15 protein-coding genes and 1 riboswitch are annotated in these 17,786 nt (G+C 46.7%); of the genes, 5 read left to right on the top strand and 10 right to left on the bottom strand.

The window, feature by feature from the left end:
- Positions 1-45: 45 nt before the first annotated feature.
- From phnE to GQF01_RS21470, 3 genes are all read right to left on the bottom strand, one after another.
- Positions 46-1,620 carry a phosphonate ABC transporter, permease protein PhnE gene (gene phnE, locus GQF01_RS36670; protein ID WP_161408741.1) on the bottom strand — a complete coding sequence of 525 codons (1,575 nt, stop codon included), beginning with the start codon at positions 1,618-1,620 and terminating at the stop codon, positions 46-48.
- On the bottom strand, positions 1,617-2,390 hold the full coding sequence (gene phnC, locus GQF01_RS21475) for a phosphonate ABC transporter ATP-binding protein (protein WP_161408740.1): 774 nt from the start codon (positions 2,388-2,390) through the stop codon (positions 1,617-1,619). Before phnC ends, phnE begins: the two co-directional genes overlap by 4 nt.
- 167 nt (positions 2,391-2,557) lie before the next feature.
- Entirely contained in the window at positions 2,558-3,583 is a 1,026-nt protein-coding gene (locus GQF01_RS21470; RefSeq protein WP_161408739.1) for a HoxN/HupN/NixA family nickel/cobalt transporter, read from the bottom strand.
- A 171-nt stretch (positions 3,584-3,754) separates the two neighbouring features.
- Here GQF01_RS21470 and GQF01_RS21465 point away from each other — a divergent pair, with 171 nt between their 5' ends.
- The 3 genes from GQF01_RS21465 (at position 3,755) to GQF01_RS21455 (ending at position 5,955) form a co-directional block, all read left to right on the top strand.
- On the top strand, positions 3,755-4,558 hold the full coding sequence (locus tag GQF01_RS21465; protein ID WP_161408738.1) for a sensor histidine kinase: 804 nt from the start codon (positions 3,755-3,757) through the stop codon (positions 4,556-4,558).
- A 2-nt stretch (positions 4,559-4,560) separates the two neighbouring features.
- Positions 4,561-5,232, top strand: coding sequence for a response regulator (locus GQF01_RS21460; protein ID WP_268894378.1), 672 nt, complete (start codon positions 4,561-4,563; stop codon positions 5,230-5,232).
- Positions 5,233-5,328: 96 nt separating this feature from the next.
- Positions 5,329-5,955, top strand: a complete 627-nt coding sequence (locus tag GQF01_RS21455; RefSeq protein ID WP_161408737.1) for a YcnI family copper-binding membrane protein — start codon at positions 5,329-5,331, stop codon at positions 5,953-5,955.
- 62 nt (positions 5,956-6,017) lie between these two features.
- Here GQF01_RS21455 and GQF01_RS21450 read toward each other — a convergent pair whose 3' ends face one another.
- Together GQF01_RS21450 and GQF01_RS21445 are read right to left on the bottom strand one after the other, a co-directional pair.
- Positions 6,018-6,506, bottom strand: coding sequence for a dihydrofolate reductase (locus GQF01_RS21450; RefSeq protein WP_161408736.1), 489 nt, complete (start codon positions 6,504-6,506; stop codon positions 6,018-6,020).
- Between the two features lie 31 nt (positions 6,507-6,537).
- Positions 6,538-7,518, bottom strand: coding sequence for a thymidylate synthase (locus GQF01_RS21445; RefSeq protein ID WP_161408735.1), 981 nt, complete (start codon positions 7,516-7,518; stop codon positions 6,538-6,540).
- 112 nt (positions 7,519-7,630) lie between these two features.
- Positions 7,631-7,674: riboswitch (PreQ1 riboswitch) on the top strand.
- A 10-nt stretch (positions 7,675-7,684) separates the two neighbouring features.
- Here GQF01_RS21445 and queF point away from each other — a divergent pair.
- Entirely contained in the window at positions 7,685-8,185 is a 501-nt protein-coding gene (queF, locus tag GQF01_RS21440) for a preQ(1) synthase (protein ID WP_145666901.1), read from the top strand.
- On the opposite strand, the gene GQF01_RS21435 is transcribed toward queF, so the two are convergent.
- The 5 genes from GQF01_RS21435 to GQF01_RS21415 all read right to left on the bottom strand — a co-directional run bounded on the left by GQF01_RS21435 (position 8,182) and on the right by GQF01_RS21415 (position 16,786).
- A complete protein-coding gene (locus GQF01_RS21435; RefSeq protein WP_161408734.1) occupies positions 8,182-9,429 on the bottom strand; it encodes a sensor histidine kinase in 1,248 nt (415 codons plus the stop codon). The genes queF and GQF01_RS21435 overlap by 4 nt on opposite strands.
- 173 nt (positions 9,430-9,602) lie before the next feature.
- On the bottom strand, positions 9,603-12,995 hold the full coding sequence (locus GQF01_RS21430; protein ID WP_161408733.1) for a cadherin-like beta sandwich domain-containing protein: 3,393 nt from the start codon (positions 12,993-12,995) through the stop codon (positions 9,603-9,605).
- A 559-nt stretch (positions 12,996-13,554) separates the two neighbouring features.
- Entirely contained in the window at positions 13,555-13,797 is a 243-nt protein-coding gene (locus tag GQF01_RS21425) for a hypothetical protein (protein WP_145666896.1), read from the bottom strand.
- Between the two features lie 58 nt (positions 13,798-13,855).
- Entirely contained in the window at positions 13,856-15,892 is a 2,037-nt protein-coding gene (locus GQF01_RS21420; protein WP_407945417.1) for a molybdopterin oxidoreductase family protein, read from the bottom strand.
- 126 nt (positions 15,893-16,018) lie between these two features.
- Positions 16,019-16,786 carry a C40 family peptidase gene (locus GQF01_RS21415; protein WP_161408731.1) on the bottom strand — a complete coding sequence of 256 codons (768 nt, stop codon included), beginning with the start codon at positions 16,784-16,786 and terminating at the stop codon, positions 16,019-16,021.
- A 640-nt stretch (positions 16,787-17,426) separates the two neighbouring features.
- Between GQF01_RS21415 and GQF01_RS21410 the strand changes: the two genes are divergently transcribed.
- Positions 17,427-17,762, top strand: coding sequence for a hypothetical protein (locus GQF01_RS21410; RefSeq protein WP_161408730.1), 336 nt, complete (start codon positions 17,427-17,429; stop codon positions 17,760-17,762).
- Positions 17,763-17,786 lie beyond the last annotated feature (24 nt).

Below are 17,786 nucleotides of genomic sequence, written 5' to 3'. Positions count from 1 at the left end.
AACTACATAACCAAACAGACGCCGCAGGCTGCGGCGTCTGTTGCTTTATACGATGCGTTTACGAAGCGATCCTGAGATGTAGTCAATGATCGAGACGGTAATAATAATTCCGATGAGGATGATCCCCACACGCGGCCACTGTCTCGCATTAAGTGCGAAAATCAGCGGCGTACCAATCCCTCCGGCACCAATGACTCCAAGCAGGGTTGCCGAGCGAACGTTGATCTCGAAACGGTACAAGGTATACGAGATGAAATCAGGAATAACTTGAGGAATGACGGCAAAAGCCATCCGCTGCCAAATATTGGCGCCAACGGCGGTCATCGCCTCTGTTGGTCCCATATCCATGTTTTCAATGGCTTCGGCATATAGCTTTCCGAGCATCCCGACAGAGTGCAAGCCTAAAGCCATTACCCCGGCATACGCGTTAGGTCCTACAGCTTTGATAAAGATCAAAGCCATAATAATTTCAGGAATCGTACGAACAACACTCAGGAACAATTTACCTGTTCCCGAAACGGCGCGGAAACGGCTCATATTGGCTGCAGCCCAGAAGGCAAACGGCAAACATACAATCGCCGAAACGAAGTTACCCAAGTAGGAAATCGACAACGTTTCAAGCAAGGAACGAAGTAAATCTTCCCCTTCCGGAATATAGACATACGCCCAATCCGGATGAAACAAACCGGAAATCATTGCTTTGGTCAAAATCCAGGTTGTTGGTTGAAATCCTGTTAACTCCAGACCTGTCAACGACCAGATGAATAAAGCGATAACGGCAACCCATCCGACAATTTTGTAAGTAAGCGCGCGAGATTCTGACATTGGCTTCGCGCTGCCTTTCAGCAGGTACGAACGGAACCGCGTACTTACTAGATCAATGATGACAACAACAATCAACGTGTAAATAACAATCGCACAGGATTGATCGTAGCGGAACAGATCCAGCGTGTTTTTGAGCAGCAAACCGATACCCCCGGCTCCAACCAAACCAAGAATGGCGGACGCGCGGATACTGACTTCAAATGTATACAGGAAATGAGCGAGGTACGTAGGTGCAACCTGTGGCAGAACACCGAAACGGATCAGTTTCAGCTTATTGGCGCCAACGGCTGTCATCGCTTCCAGAGGGCCTGGATCAATCGCTTCCGTTGATTCGTATGAGAGCTTAGACAAAATGCCGAACGTGAAGAAAATCAGTGCGAGCGTACCTGCTGTCGGGCCAAAACCCACTAACACTGCAAATAGTGCAGCATACAGCAAATCCGGAATCGTACGAAGCAGGTTCATAATCAGCCTAGCCGGATAGAAAAGCCACGGCGTCGTTGTTACGTTACGTGCTGCAAGAAGCGCCATTGGGTAAGCGAAAAGAGCTCCCACAGTTGTACCAATAATGGACATTTGGATGGTTTGTGCCATCGGTTTCCAAATATCAGCGAAAAACGCCCAATCCGGTGGAAACATTTCCCCCACGAATTTGAAAATTTCCGGCGTTCCCGTGATCAGCTTCGAAAGTGTCGCATCCGTCTGATAAATGCTCCCGATCAGGAACAGCACCATGATGATGGCTGTGAGATAAATCTTTGTCCGAGGAGGTCTTTTGACAGACGTCACACTCATCCCTCCTGCACCCCCAACAGCTCATCTTTCTTAATGGCGCGGCCATAAATTTCGGAGAATACATCATCTGTCGCTTCAGCAACGGGTCCGTCATATACGACTTTACCTGCACGAAGTCCAATAATCCGCGTCGCGTATTCACGTGCCAAATCGATAAAGTGCAAGTTAACAACTGTTGTGATACCCAGCTCTGTATTAATGCGTTTCAGGTCATCCATAACCTGTCTTGTTGTTAAAGGATCCAGGGAAGCTACCGGCTCATCTGCCAAAATGATCTTGGCTTCTTGGGCAAGCGCCCGCGCGATGGAAACACGTTGTTGTTGACCGCCGGACAATTCATCAGCGCGTGAATGAGCCTTCTCCCGAATATTCACTCTTTCCAGTGCTTTCAGGGAAAGCTCAATATCATGTTTAGGGAATAATCCAAGAACCGTACGCAATGTCGAATGATACCCTACGCGACCAGACAATACGTTGCGAAGCACGGTGGAACGCTTAACGAGATTGAAAGTTTGGAAAATCATCCCGATATCTCTGCGCATCCGGCGTAATTCAGCACCATTGGCTTTGGTGATCGACTTGCCATCTATCAAAATTTCTCCGTCTGTCGTCTCATGCAAGCGATTGATTGAACGCAATAACGTCGATTTCCCTGCGCCAGAGAGACCAACAATGACCACGAACTCTCCCGGTTTAATTGTCAAATTAATGTCGTTCAGACCCACAGTTCCGTTAGGATACACCTTGGAAATATGTTTAAACTCAATCATATAAGTCCTACTTTCTCTAAATGGTATCAAAGATCAGACCAAACTAATTCAACGAATTTCGCCAAAATCCTTCTTTCTATGATAACCTTTAGAAAATATTCATATTCCATTGTTCACCAATACAAAAAAAAACAGCCCCGGAACTTGCTCCAGGGCTAGTCGATATTCTATACTTTAGCACGCCAGCGCTCCTCGATTTTCATCCCTTTCCATACCGCAATGGAGACGATCCACGCGATAACGAACAGGGCAACGAGGATGAAACCTAAGGTGCCGAAATCAATGTCTTGCAGCCAAGTCCAGAAGGTGCCTTGCATCCCGAACTCTTCCGAAAGCACCTGTCCCAGTTCAATGACACCGATAATTAAGGCGGCAATGACAGCCAAAGCAGTTACAGTCAAATTGTAATAAAGCTTCCGCACAGGCGTATGGAAAGCCCACTTGTAGGCTTTGGTCATGAACATCCCGTCGGCTGTGTCAAATAGACTCATGCCTGCTGCAAACAGCAGCGGGAGTGAAATGACGCCTATGAAGGGAATCGCATCTTTTGCCGCATGAGCAGAGATAGCTAATAACGCAATTTCACTAGCCGTATCAAAGCCTAAGCCAAAGAGAAAACCTAACGGATAAACATGCCAGCTTTTGCTAATGAAGGAGAACAGCGGTTTGATCATGCGGGCAATAAAGCCGCGAGATTGTAAAAGCTCTTCAAACTCATTGTCATCCTGCTGGCCGCCGCGAAACTTGACGAACAGTTTATATAAGCTTATTAGAATAATCAAGTTAATAACACCAATGATAACAAGGAAAAGTCCCGATACTGAAGCGCCAATGACGCCCCCAAAACGCTGCATCCAAGGAAGCTCCCGCTCCGCCCATGTCACGGAAAAGGCGGTCACAATCGCCATAAGGAAGACAACGGAAGAATGACCCAGTGAGAAATAAAAACCGACGCCGAGCGGATTGCGTTTCTGTTGAACTAGCTTACGGACCGTATTATCAATGGCCGCTATATGATCGACGTCAAAGGCATGCCGCATGCCTAGCGTATAGGCAAGCAGTCCGATCCCCCAAAAGGCAGGAGTCAATTTGGCTACGGAATAAAGGCCAATTAGTCCTAATACATGGAGAAGTACGATAAAGCCAACGTATCCGGCCCAGCTTTTTCGCTCCTCCAGCAATGATTTCCACATGTGGTAAACACACACCCTTCCCTTTCGTGCTACGATTTATTAATAATGTAGCACACGTGTGCATGACTTGAGAAGTCTTTTGCCTAATTTATTGTGAAGAAATCTAACATTTATTTGATATAATAGTATCCGTTCCAACTAATGAGCTATGTAAGGAGTGTAAATGATCTCATGTCTCTTCGCCTTTTTAAACTTTTTACGATCTTCGTACCTGTGGTCATCATCGGCGGCTTTGAATATATACGCCATGAATTCTTACTAAATTACTTAACCATGGAAGCCGGCAACTTCTCCATTACTGTTATTACGCTGCTGCTCTCTTACCTTTTTGCCTCATGGATGTTTCAGAGCATTGAGCACAGCAATGAACAGCTGACCATGGGCGAAGCCCGCAGAGCGGTCTACGAAGAGCGCGAACGTCTCGCTAGAGAGCTGCATGACGACTTGGCTCAGACGCTTTTTTTCCTCAACGTCAAGTTGAAGCAAGGCAATTTGGAGGAAGCCAAAGCAGCCGTTTCGGAAATCGACAACTCGCTCCGCCAGGCGATTTTTAATCTACGCACACCGCCTGAAGAAGGAACTAGCCTTGAGCAGCGTATCCATAAATTTCTGAACGACTGGCGTCTTATCACAGGCATTGAGCTGCAAGAAGAGCTGGAAATGGATGAGAACAGCTTCACTCCCGCAGAGGAGGTTCAGCTATTTGGCATCATCCAGGAGGCCTTTACGAACATCCGCAAGCACTCGATGGCAACGGAAGCAGCGATCTTGCTGGAAGCCCAGTCTGATGCTTGGAAGCTGCACATTACGGATAATGGCCGTGGACTTCAGCATACTGAAGCCATAGGCAAGAAGTATGGCATCGAGCTGATGCAGAAACGGGCATCTGAGCTAGGTGCCACATTCGAGCTTAAGGCAATCACAGATACATCCGGAACCGAGCTCACTGTACAAGCCGCAGATAGGAGGAACTGACTTTGACATCCACGCAACCATTCCGCGTACTTATTGTAGATGATCATCCCTTGGCGCGAAAAGCGATCCGCAGCATGCTGGAGCCTGTGGCCGATTTTGAAATTGTAGGTGAAGCCAGCAGCGGAGAAGATGCGATTGTGCAGTGCGGTGAAGTCGCACCCGATGTGGTATTGATGGATATTCATATGTCTCCTATGGATGGACTTGAAGCAACACGGCGCATCAAACAAGCTTATGGGACGATCCGGATCGTCATGCTTACTGTTTCCGATGATGTTGCCGACCTCTTCACGGCACTGCAGTTCGGAGCCCAAGGTTATTTGCTCAAAAATATGGATCCTGACGAGTGGCTCGCCTACCTGCGAGCGCTGCTCGACGACAATTCCGATGCCGCCCGGGGAATGGCGGACAAGCTTTTCCAACGGTTCCGGGCACCGGTCGGGAACTTAACCGAAGGCCCATCCCCCAGCATGCTAACTTCACGCGAGCAGGAAATTACCGCCTATGTCGCCCAGGGAGACAACAATCGGCAGATTGCTGAGAAGCTGCTGATCTCGGAGCACACCGTCAAAAATCATATGAAAAATATATTGGTTAAGCTCGGACTTGAGAACCGCGTTCAGCTAACTGGTTTCGCCATCAAGCACGGCTTGACACGAAAAGGACAAAACTAGTCGAAAAAATAGCCCAGTCGAGTCATACTCAGATGCTTACCAAACAGGTAACATGGACAACATGAGAAGAGTTGATTCGAAAGGGGAAAATGTTCCATGTTCAAAAAATTAATGTTAAACGCAGGTATCCTGCTAATCGGTTCCATGCTGTTAGTAGCCGGTGTGGCAAGTGCCCACGTAACGGTTTATCCCAAAGAAGCTACACAAGGCAGCTACGAGAAGTTTACGGTTCGTGTCCCATCCGAGAAAGATATTCCTACGGTGAAAGTGGAAGTGAAATTTCCGATGGACTCCGTTGCAGTTTCCCGTTTTGAGCCAAAAGCAGGCTGGACGTACCAACTTGCCAAAGATTCCGCAGGTAAAATTACGGGCGTTACCTGGACAGCCAGTGGAGACGGACTCGCGAGCACCGAATTCGGTGAGTTCAATATGCAGGGTAAAGTAGCTGACGCAGCTACCCAAATCGTTTGGAAAGCTTACCAAACCTACAAAGACGGCAGCGTCGTGGAATGGGTCGGCGCAGACGGCTCAGACAAGCCTGCTTCTGTTACGACAGTGAAAGCCAAAGCCGGCCCTGTTACCGACAGCCACGGGAATGTAGTTGCTGGCCAAGCTGCTGAAAGCAGCAATTCCAGCTCCACAACACCGCTGTATCTTTCCATCGCAGCTGTTGTGCTTGGCGCGCTATCCTTGATCGTTTCGTTAACAAGAAAACGCCGGTAATATAGCCATAAGAAAAGGCCTTGAGTTCTCCGTCAGAATTGACGCTGAACTCAGGGCCTTTGTTATGCTTGTTTTCTTTGGTAAATCCGGAAGTAATATTCGTACGGATTTTTCTCGTTCCGTTCACCTTGTTCGCTGGAGACCAAGGTCCACTCGGACAAGTCCAGATCCGACATGTACGTGTCCGCTTCAAACTCATGCTCGATGAACGTTATGTACATTCGATCAACCGTCTCTGCGAATAAGCGAAATATTTCTGCACCGCCGATAACGAAAAGCTCCTGATCCCTGAATTCCTGTACGGCTTCATCTACGGAGTGAATGACCTCGCAGCCCTCCGCCCGAAACTCGGTATTCTGGGTAAGGATCATATTGCGTCTGCCTGGCAGCGGCCTTCCGATGGATTCGTACGTCTTGCGGCCCATCAGAATCGGGTGCCCCATCGTTACGGCCTTAAAAAATTTAAGGTCGCCTGGCAAGTGCCACGGCAATGTATTGTTCACACCAATGGCACGGTTGCGGTCCATAGCAAAGATAAATGATATACTCATAGCTGGTTCACAAGCTCCTCTCGTAACATGGCTATACAGCTACTGGCGCCTTAATCGTTGGGTGCGGGTTGTATCCGACCAGCTCAATATCGCTTACATCAAATTCGAACAGCGACGCGACATTGGGATTCAGCTTAATCGTTGGCAATTCCTTCGGTTCACGGCTCAGCAGCGTATGAATCTGGTCGATATGATTCGTGTAAATATGAGCATCTCCAAGGGTGTGGACAAATTCCCCTACACCTAGTCCGCACTCCTGTGCAATAAGGTGCGTGAGCAGTGCATAACCTGCAATGTTAAAAGGAATACCCAGGAACGTATCTGCACTGCGCTGATACAGTTGGCAGCTCAGCTTGCCATCTGCCACATAGAACTGAAACATCGTGTGACACGGCGGCAGCGCCATGCTTGGCACATCCTCGGGATTCCATGCGGAGACGATAAGCCTGCGCGAATCCGGGTTCGTTTTGATCATATGAATGACCTCTTTGAGCTGATCGATCGTACCGCCCTGCGTTGTCGTCCAATCTCTCCACTGCTTGCCATACACATCTCCGAGCTCGCCGTATTGCTTCGCAAACGACTCGTCATTCAGCACTTTTTCCACGAAACTCGCCATTTGCTCGTCATACTGCACCTTGAATGCTTCATCCTGCTGAGCTCGCAGACCAAAATTGGTCATATCCGGTCCCGTATAATCTGCGCTTTCCACCCACTTTTTAAAAGCCCATTCATTCCAAATATGGTTGTTATGCTGCAGCAGATAACGAATATTCGTATCCCCTTTAATAAACCAAAGCATTTCACTGGCGATTAACCGAAAAGGCACTCTTTTCGTCGTGACAAGTGGGAATCCATCTGCAAGGTTAAACCGCATTTGCCTGCCAAATACGGAAATCGTCCCCGTCCCTGTTCTGTCTTCCTTTCTTGTCCCATTGGTAAGTATATCTTGTAGTAGTTCCTGATAGGCTTTCAAAGCTAACGAACCTCCATCCCGTAATAAAAAAGGCATATCTATCTATTTTACCATTACTGCCTCCTCTGTGGTATCTACAAGTGCGGACACCATGAAATTCCAACCTTCCAGAGATGCATTTTCGCGGCGTATATGGTACTATTTGCTCCTAGAAGAGGTTCGCAAACTCCCTCTATAAAAAACTAAGAAAAGAGGATTCATCATGTCTACAGGTAGAAGCAATGAAGATTTAAAAGAGATCACCCTGCTCGGAAATCAAGGAACGAAATATGTGTTCAACTATGATCCGACGCTGCTAGAAGCATTTGATAACAAACATCCGAACAGAGATTATTTCGTCAAATTCAATTTCCCTGAATTCACGAGCCTGTGTCCCGTCACTGGACAGCCGGATTTCGCCACCCTCTACATCTCCTATATTCCGAATATCAAAATGGTAGAGAGCAAATCCCTCAAGCTGTATCTGTTCAGCTTCCGTAACCATGGCGACTTCCATGAGGACTGCGTCAACATTATTATGGATGATTTGATCAAGCTTATGGAGCCCCGCTATATTGAAGTTTGGGGGAAATTCACACCGCGCGGCGGCATTTCGATCGATCCTTATTGCAATTGGGGTCAGCCGGGGACGAAATTTGAAGCGATGGCTGAGCACCGGTTGATGAATCACGATATGTACCCAGAAAAAATCGATAATCGCTAATTTTGCTGCAAGGGTAAGGTAATTGTCACTGTTGTGCCTACGCCTTCTTCACTTTCATAAACAATTGTGCCGTTCATCGTTTCGATGATTCGGATGGTAACAGCTGTCCCCAGTCCCGTCCCTACATCCTTCGTGGAGTAAAACAGGTGGCCGATGCGGGATAGCTGTTCTTTGCTCATTCCTTTGCCATTATCGCAAATTCTGATTTGCACTTCGCCTGCTAACCCCGTCAAACGAACCTGCACTTCGCCATTCACCTGCGTAGCCTCAATCGCATTTTTGATCACATTCACCAGCGCCTGCTGCAGCTGCCCTCTATCGGAATGAATATAGATGTGGTCGTCGACATGACAGGAAAGCTCAACACCATTTTTCATCGCCATCGGCGAAAGAAGAATCAGGATATTATTTAGCACATCTGAAAAAGAAAAGGATTCCAGCTTCGTTAGTTTGGGCTTGGAGAAATTTAAATAATCACTAATAATTGTCTCTGCCCGCTCCAGCTCCTCCATGGCAATGGTCAGGTACTGTTGATTTTTACCTAATTCGCTCGGACGCATGAGTTGAAGAAAGCCTTTCACAACCGTTAGCGGATTACGAACTTCATGGGCGATAGATGCAGCAAGCTCACCTAAGGTCTTCATTTTCTCGGCTTTTTGAATTTCCGCTTTCATTTTGGCATGTTCTTCGTTAAGTTCCAGCAGCATCGTTGAGAACCAGGTACCTAGAATCGTGAGGATTCCGAACGCAATGATGGCAGGAATCATTCTATAATCCAACGGTTCGCCAGAAAACAGCGAGTACGATACTAATATCGTGAGCATGACAAACAGTGGCCCGAGAGCAACCAAAATAGTCGCCTTAATCCGCGAGTTTCCTGTCAGCGAGTTGACTTTGAACGAAGCCAGTAAGGGAATCAAAAACGCAAGGGTCATACTGATATAGCCGAACAAAAGCGCATCGCCACCAAGGTAGGTACGCGTCATAATAATCATCACATAGTTAATAAAGCCTGCCTTCCGCCCCATATAGACCGTTGCTATGACCGTAGGAACGTAGCGCAAATCCCAAAACAAATTAAGATCTTCATAAGAAAACAGTAGACAAAGAGAGGAGGCAGCTCCATACAACAGCCCCATCGCAATGGGAGATTTCGCATAACTCCAGCGCTCGCCAAAAACGCTCTGCAATAAAACAGGAGCAAGGACAATCAGGATGTTCAGAAATAATTTCTCTAGTAACATAGCTCCTCCTAAACCTAGGGCCTTTCAAATTCTCACTCCTTGTATCTTCTGCAAATGTTAGGATATTTCCTTTTTTGACCATTGGATTTTTCTGGATAACGCCCAGGAAGTAAAAAAGCTATGACGGAATTGCTTCTTTCGAAGCTTTCAGCCATAGCTTGCACAACAGTTAATTACTTATCTTTGTCTTTATCCCCTTTGTTCCCCCTCTTGACAGTTAGCTTATAAACTTTTGCCGTTTGATTCTCGGCCGTAATCATAAGCTCTATCCTGTTTTCACCTTGCTTCAAATGAATAACAGATGATGTTGTACCACTTACAACATCTGCACCATTCACAGTTACCTTTGCCAAACTATCGCTTGTAGTCGGTTTGATCGTGATTTTACTTGTTCCTACTGGAACTTCTACGGTGTAAGCTGTGATATTCGCATCGAACCCAGGACTTAATGTTCCAGAACTGGTTATCAGGCTGCTGAGATTTGCATTGTCTGAAAGCATGCGTGTTACTGTCAGCTGATACGTCTTCGTTGTGCTGTTTTCTGCGGTAACTACAATATCGATTACATTTGCACCTACGTTTAGTTGGATTGCAGTTGATGCTGTGCCGCTGTCCACGGAGGCTCCGTTCACAGTAATGCCGGCTTCGCCGCTTGCTGCCGTTGGCGTGATGAGAATTTCATTTGTTACCTTTGGTACACTTAAAGTGTAATTCGTTTGTGCTGCGTCAAATACAGGGCTTAACGCCCCAGCACTGATTGTGAGGCTGCTCAACGTATTATCTGTGGATGGCCAAATTTCAGTTGCCGTAACACCACTAGCTTTCAAATAATTCGTGCCTATATTATTTACTATATTTTTGGTAACAGAAATGTTCGTACCCTTCTGCAGCTGAATCCCATATGTGTTTCCAGTGATGGTATTGCCTATGATCTGTACATTTTGAGGGTCCCCAGCACCAACATTACCGGCGTTTTGATCCCCATTGTCGTGTTCCAGCAAAATTCCCCAGTAGCCAGAAGCTGTGTTATTACGAATGATGTTGTTCACAATACGTGTTCCTGGTCCGTTTAAAATATTGATGCCCACACCATTGTTTACAGTCGTTGTATTTTCAATGATGTTACGTTCAATCAACGTATCCGGAGTGCCCATTGTTACGACAATTCCTTCACGCGCATTACGGATCACATTGTCATGAATGTAGTTATGAGGTCCTGTTTTACTATGATTGCTTGGCGCCGTCCCGCCTGTATTACCAAGTCCTACGCCCCCGCCTGTCAAAATATCCTCAACGGTATTCCCGTAAACTTCGTTTAAATATTCTAACTCACCGTGGAGATCAATCGCGTCTAGCTTTGTATTCTTATAGTGATTATTTCGCAGTTCGTTGTTGTGCGCTACGTTTTGAATGAGGGAGCCATGGCGTAGATACGGCCCTTCAAAGGTGGAATCTTCCACCACGTTCCAATACGTATCATTATCAAAACCGAGCCTATCAACCTTCGGCATTCCTTGAATGGAAGTGCCATAGCCAGCACCGCCGCCGCCTAAGTCCGTTGCCTTTCGGAAAGTCGCATGGCGCACGACGACATCATGACTATTCTCGATCCGTATGGCCATCCGACGAAAACGCTCCACAGTGACATGATCAATGGTCACGTTATACGAAGGAATTTCACCATAATTAGCGACTGCTATCATGCTGTCAGGCCCTCCGGCAGCCGGATTGTTCATAACATGATCTAATGAAAACGTACGATCCCATGTTGATGTAACGGTCAAATTTGAAACCAGAATATCATGTTGACTCGATGATTTCAGGACAGAACTATTTTTAACATCATCAATGCTTGATTTCAAAATCGTTTGTGACTCACTCTCCCCCCGAAGGTTGACGCCTGACTTCAGCTTTAAGTTGATGAACCCATCTGGGGAAGTTATTAAGTTATAAACCCCATTGGGAATAAAAACTTCGTCGCCTGCTGCTGCGGCATCAATGGCATTTTGGATCGCGATACGATCATCCTGGGCATTATCCGCTGGGTTTGCGCCATAATCAAGCACGTTACGTGTAGCGCCAGTTACCTGATTAGGCGTGTGGAGCGCGTGTTCAGACCCGTCTGGATTCGTTAAGCCCGGCTTAGTAAAAGGTACCGTCCCTGGCGGCGCTGTTGGCGTAATATTAGGAACAATCGCTACTGGCGTATCACCGGAAGGGAAGGGCGGGTAGATCATGACTTCCGTTAAACTTGTAAACGTGCTGCCATCTGAGTTACCGTGTCCAATGACTCGAACGAAACGCGCCTGCGTATCCGGGATATCAAAAGCCTGCATATCTACCATGTTCGGACGGCTGTTTCCGGTGAAAACATTCGTCCAGGTTTGCGCATCGTTTGAAGTTTGAATATCAATGAGCGTCGTACGCAGATCGCCTTTATAGAAGGCAATACCAACGTAACCAATGTTCTTCGCTTGCCCCAAATCAAACATAACGTATTGCCCGTCACCTGATGCTGACCAGCGGCTGAATAAGTTGTTATCGAGCGTGTTGCTCTCTACATTGCCATCGCTGCTGCTCGCATTGACTTCAACGACTTGCAAAGGTGCAACTGGAGCGGACAATGTAGTTACATGGTAAATCAGCGGTGTCAGCGAATAATTACCGACGGCATCTCCTGCGTACACACTATAAGTAACGCTCGTATTCGGAGCTAATCCTTGTACGGTGTAGGTATTTCCTTTTACGTCACTTAGCAGTACATCATTTTGATAAAGCTTATAGTTGGACACTGCACTATCATCCATCGCGGCCGGCCACGTTAATTGAACAAAATCCATGCCTAGATTTATCGATTTTAGCGCTGCGTTTTGCCCCCAAGTTGGAGGGGTATTGTCGCTTTGAACGACACGTCGTACCGAGAGCTGCGGCTCCGGATTGGAGGCCGATGTGTTCTCTTTGGAATACACGTTAACAGAGTTCGTAGAATTTGAAGCAATGATGAAAGAAACGGCTTGATCGGAGAGATGCTGCCTGACATAATCCGTTACGTCTACGGTGTATAAAATTGGCTTACCTGCATTAGCCTGATTCACGATAAACTGCCCTAATGGATTCATTGCAGACAAATCTGTCTGAGGAGCCGTATTCCAGGTTATTGTTGATTCTTGCCATGAGTTATTGAGTAGACCATACACTTGAAGGGCAGTGTCGATGTCGCTGCTGCCTTTTTTCGCAGACACTTGCAAATAATATCTGTACGTACTATCGGAGACCGTAGACACATCAAACTTGAAGTAGACTTCTGTTTTTTTCGAACTGCTGGTTGAAAGACTGTATAATCCTTGCGTCGAGCTTCCCAAATTCGTTCTGTTGTCATAGTTCGCATCCGCCACCTCAGGCTTGGAGCTATCTGTCACGATAGCAGCGTCTGCAATGGTTGGGAGAGCAGCAACATCTACCTCAACATCCGCTGCCTTGCCTGCCGCAGGAACGAGGAGTAGCGAAAAGACCATGCAGAACAATACCAACAAAGCTAATCTCTTTTGTAAAAAGTGAATTTTCATGTAGCGATGCTCCTTATTCAATTTAGTCTCGCGTATTGTAAGCGTATACAATTAGCTGCGATTCCATATTACCCCCTTTTGATCTACTTTCATTGTCATTTATTTAGGTGTTGGAGGGATATTATTGGAAATGGTGAAGGTCATGTGGACTGAGGGAGGATTGAGGGAGGACTAAGGAAGAATTGAGGAAGGACTGAGGAAGCATTCAGGAACAGATCGAGAAACAGATCGAAAAACATCGAGGAACATCCAAGGAAGTGGAAGGGAACTACAGGGCGCTATATCCCCGAGAAATGCCCTTTTAGCTGTAGGAGGGAACTATGATCCGTTATTCGTGCGCTACAAGCTCATAAACAGCTATTCTAGCTTAATTAAGACCCTGTAGTTCCCCACGACCTCTCAAACCAGCGGTTTTCACCAAAATAGAGGAACGGAGTTCCCTCGGAGTTCCCTCGATGTTCCTAGATGTCACCAAAGCGCCAACCCCTTCAACAATTCCGCCTGTTTCGCTCACCCAATGACAAAAAAACCGCCCCCTCAGGGACGGCTTCTTCAGAAACTAATATATGGGCTTCGCTTGGTACAGCACTTGCGGCTGCGGGCATTGCGGGAAAGGATAAATATCCCGAATTTGATTGAAGGCATAATGCTTGGTTGCAAATTGCGTATGATATAGGTATTCGATCAGGTAAATCGACCCGCCTTGCACACTGCACAGAATGCCCGAAGTTCCGGTACCGTCCATTAGGGATACACCTACTGGACTGCCAATCCAAGCATAAGCTTTTTGCTGTAATGACATAGGCCATCACCTCCTGCATTACCTTATGCGGCGAGGCGCCTATGCGTTCGGCTCACTTCTACAGCTTGGCTACATGTACACGACCGGAGAAAAAGGTTGCCCCTCCGCCCATATCCGCCACACGATCCGGTGTAAGTGCATTAACCAAAGCTTTGCTGCCGCTAGCCGCCGAATCTGCCCAGAGCCCTTGGCTTACGACAACACCTGGCAGCACATCCGAGCCCGCTGCTACAGTTAACTCACATTCGCCACGTGTATTCCACACGCGAACCTTCTCGCCACTCACTAGCCCTAAAGAGGCCGCATCTGCTTCATTCATGTGCAGTTTGGGCGTCTTTTCCATGCGGACATGCTTCTCATTATGAGCGAAGGTCGAATTCAGGAAGTTGTGATTCGGCGCAGGGATGAAAAGGAACGGCAAATCGCCTTCATCAGGAAGCGGAATGTACGTTGGCAAAGCTGGATAGCCCTTCTCCTCCATCTCACGTGAGTAAAGTTCGATTTTGCCGCTCGGCGTTCGCAATTCCCCAGGAAATAGCGGCTTCACTTCCGCTTTCATGAACTGCTTCTCCAGCAGGTTATCATAGGTAATATTCGCTAAAGCCGGATTGCCAGGATGATTCAAGGCTTGGCGCACCAAATCCTCATCGGTATCCTGCAAAGCCTCATCCTCATAACCCATCCCTGCTGCGAGCAGGCGAAACACATCGACGTTCGCTTTGCTCTCGCCATAAGGACGCGCAACTGGAAGCTGAAGATGCACATATTGATGCCAATAGGAACGGTAAAAGTCCGTATTCTCAAATGATGAAGTCGCCGGGAGCACGATATCGGCATATTTCGCCGTCTCGGTCAAAAACAGATCATGTACAACCGTAAACAAATCTTCGCGCCGAAGGCCTTCTCTCACTTTATTAGCATGAGGGGCAACTAACGCCGGATTAGAATTGTATACATACAGCGAATGAATGGGCGGATCTAGCTCCAGCAGTGAGCTGCCAAGCAAATTCATATTAATCTGACGCGCCTCTTTCACCCTTAGATCAGGTCGCTGCAAGGCCGGAATATTGTGCTCCAAATAGGCGCCATTCCCTTTAATAGCGCCGCCTCCACGCTGTATCCACTGCCCCGTTAACGCCGGCAAGCAGGCAATGGTCCTCACGCACATCCCGCCATTATCGTGATGCTGAATCCCGTTACCGATGCGGATAAATGATGGCGAGGTTTGACCATATAATCTAGCTAAGCGGTAGAGGTCTTCGACCGGAACGCCTGTTATTGCAGATACCACAGAAGGTTCATACTGCTGAACATGCTCCCTGAGTTCCTCATGGCCAACTGTATATTGCCTCAGAAAAGCTTCATCTACGTGATCTTCGGCGAACAAAATATGCATGATCCCCAGAGCCAACGCAGCATCCGTTCCCGGCATAATCGGAATAAACCAATCCGCCCAGCGGCCGGTTTGGTTCTTGTGAGCGTCGATGACGACGATTTGGGCACCGTTCTTGCGTGCCTTCTCCGCCAGCATCACCTGATGCATATTCGTGCTGACGGCATTGATCCCCCACATAATGATAAGCTTGGCGTGCACTGTTTCCTCCGGATCGGTTCCAAAACTGCCGCCCATCGTATATTTATAGCCTTCGGTTCCTGCCGATTCGCAGATTGAGTACAATAAACGGCTTGCACCCATCCGATTAAAAAAACGGCGATCCATCCCCTCGGTCCCAATCCGTCCCATATTGCCATAAAAGCTGTAAGGCAGAATGGACTCGGGGCCTTCCTCTGCGATCTGCTTTTTCCAGCGGGTCGTGATGGTTGCGATCGCTTCCTCCCAGGAAATCCTCTCGAAGCGGCTGCCCTCGCCTTTTGGACCTACACGCTTCATAGGGTACTGCAGCCTTTTATCATCATAAAGACGTGCCGTCATGTTGCGAACTTTATTGCATATTGCCCCTTGTGTAACCGGGTGGTTGGGGTCCCCCTCTATTTTAACGATCTTGCCAGCTTCTTTATGAAGCAGCAATCCGCATTGATCTGGACAATCCAGTGAGCACACAGCTGGAAAAACACCATTTTCCTGCTCAATCATTGACGAGTGCATCTGCTATTACTCCCCTCCATCACTTTAACTTCTTTACTATATAACGAATTAAAAGGAAGTGAAACATTTGCCCATGAAAATGACCCTTTGGATGGCCTCGTGAGGTATTGGCGCTTAGTCTAGGACTGAGCCTCCTAGCATAAAACGATACTGCAGATGTTTAAAAAACATATGGTCAATTCGTACGCCGCCTGTCTTTTTGGAAGCGGAATGAATGATTTTACCATTGCCTAAATAAATGCCCATATGGCTGATCGGCTTCTGAGCGGGCGTGAGATTGGCATAATCGGAAGGCCGGTTGCCCATGAAGCTCGTGAAGAACAGCAAATCACCGCGTTTCGCTTGCTTGAGGTCGGTGTATTTCCGTTTGGATAGGGCCTCGACATAGGCTGCCTGATTTTTCGCGTCCCATGGTAAATCCATCCCCAGCGCGGTCAGATACACCCAACGTGTGAAATCCGAGCAGTCAAAAGATTTGGGATCCAGCCGGTCCGACCCATATACGTAAGGGGTTCCGAGATAGCTCTTGGCTGTCTGGATGACGTTCTCGACGTAACCTCCTTGTTTCGGGACGATGCCTGGTCTAGGGAAAGCTTGGATCAAGGGGAAACCGTTGGGCAGCAGCGCCTGCTTGTTACTCTGAGCAGCCAAGCTCTTTACTTGATTTGAGGCGGCATAAAGCTGCTCCACGCCCAAATCTCCGATGTAAAGCTCTGCATCGCTGCTAGTTAGATTCCAGTCCGACATTCGGTTATCCGTCTCCCGCTCGGGGGTCAGTTGTACGTGCTCCCCTGTGCTGAGCTGCCTAATCTTAGATGGGTGGGAGCATCCAATAAGTGTTAGTGCAGAGGCTAACACGATGCTCATTGCAAATATGCGCATGATCAAACTCCTTGGCCTGTGATGCTGTTAGGATGCCAAATTTTTGTGAGAATAAACTGGGGGTATAGGGTGTGGGCACCAACATAAAAAGCGTCAGCGATTAAGTCGCGCACATTCTTTAACTCTGGTATGTTGAGAGGTTCGTTGATATACTGTCATTCTAAAAATGATTTCATTTTAATCAGCAACGATATCCCTCCATTTCAATAACTAAAAGGGCTGCGCTAGAAGCATTAGTCATTAAGTGGACAATTTAAATGGTTCTTATGATTTATAGTTTGATTCACTTCTTAATACGGTATCATCTAATAGTGCATACGTACGTAGCGTATCAGGAAAACACTAGAATACACTCAGGAGTAATCCTAAAAAGTTGGTATGAAGTACAATTTCTATTAATTGCGTTCAAGTTTAATTTCCATAATGTTACAATAGACCTATTATTTCAATTACATTTTGTTACTTAATACTCATTTTATACATTAAAAAAAGGTATATTAATATAATTGTATAATATGGTAATTGAGTAAATAAAATCTTTTATTTACTATAATATTATCTGGAGGGAAATAATATGTTAAGTAAAAAGAAAAAAATGCTAGTATCTGCAATTATTGCTTGAGCTTTAGCTGTAGTACCCATGGCTGCATTTGCAGCAAGTTATAGTGTTTCTTACAATTTTAAATATCAAGTTAAGGGTAAAGACAACAACCAAACTTATGCTATGAGTGCTGGTACAATTAAAGTTGATATAGATTCATCTACTGACTATCTTGTTGGTCAACCACAAACTTATAGCCAAACTTTAATGAAATTGGGAACTTTTTCTGATACAGCTATAGGTACAGTACAAGTACCGATTAATGGTTCAGATTCAAATCAGTGGACAAACTTAAATGCTGGTACTTATTATTTATATTTACAGAAGACAAATGACGGGGCCTTCACAACAGGAACTGGCACAATTAGCAACTAACGTTTACAGTGTAAACACACCTTG

It is taken from the genome of Paenibacillus silvestris (genome assembly GCF_009882985.1).
In the GTDB taxonomy this organism is placed as follows: domain Bacteria; phylum Bacillota; class Bacilli; order Paenibacillales; family NBRC-103111; genus Paenibacillus_E; species Paenibacillus_E silvestris.
Note: the sequence above shows the minus strand (reverse complement) of the source record. Positions and strands in the feature narration are given on the sequence as shown.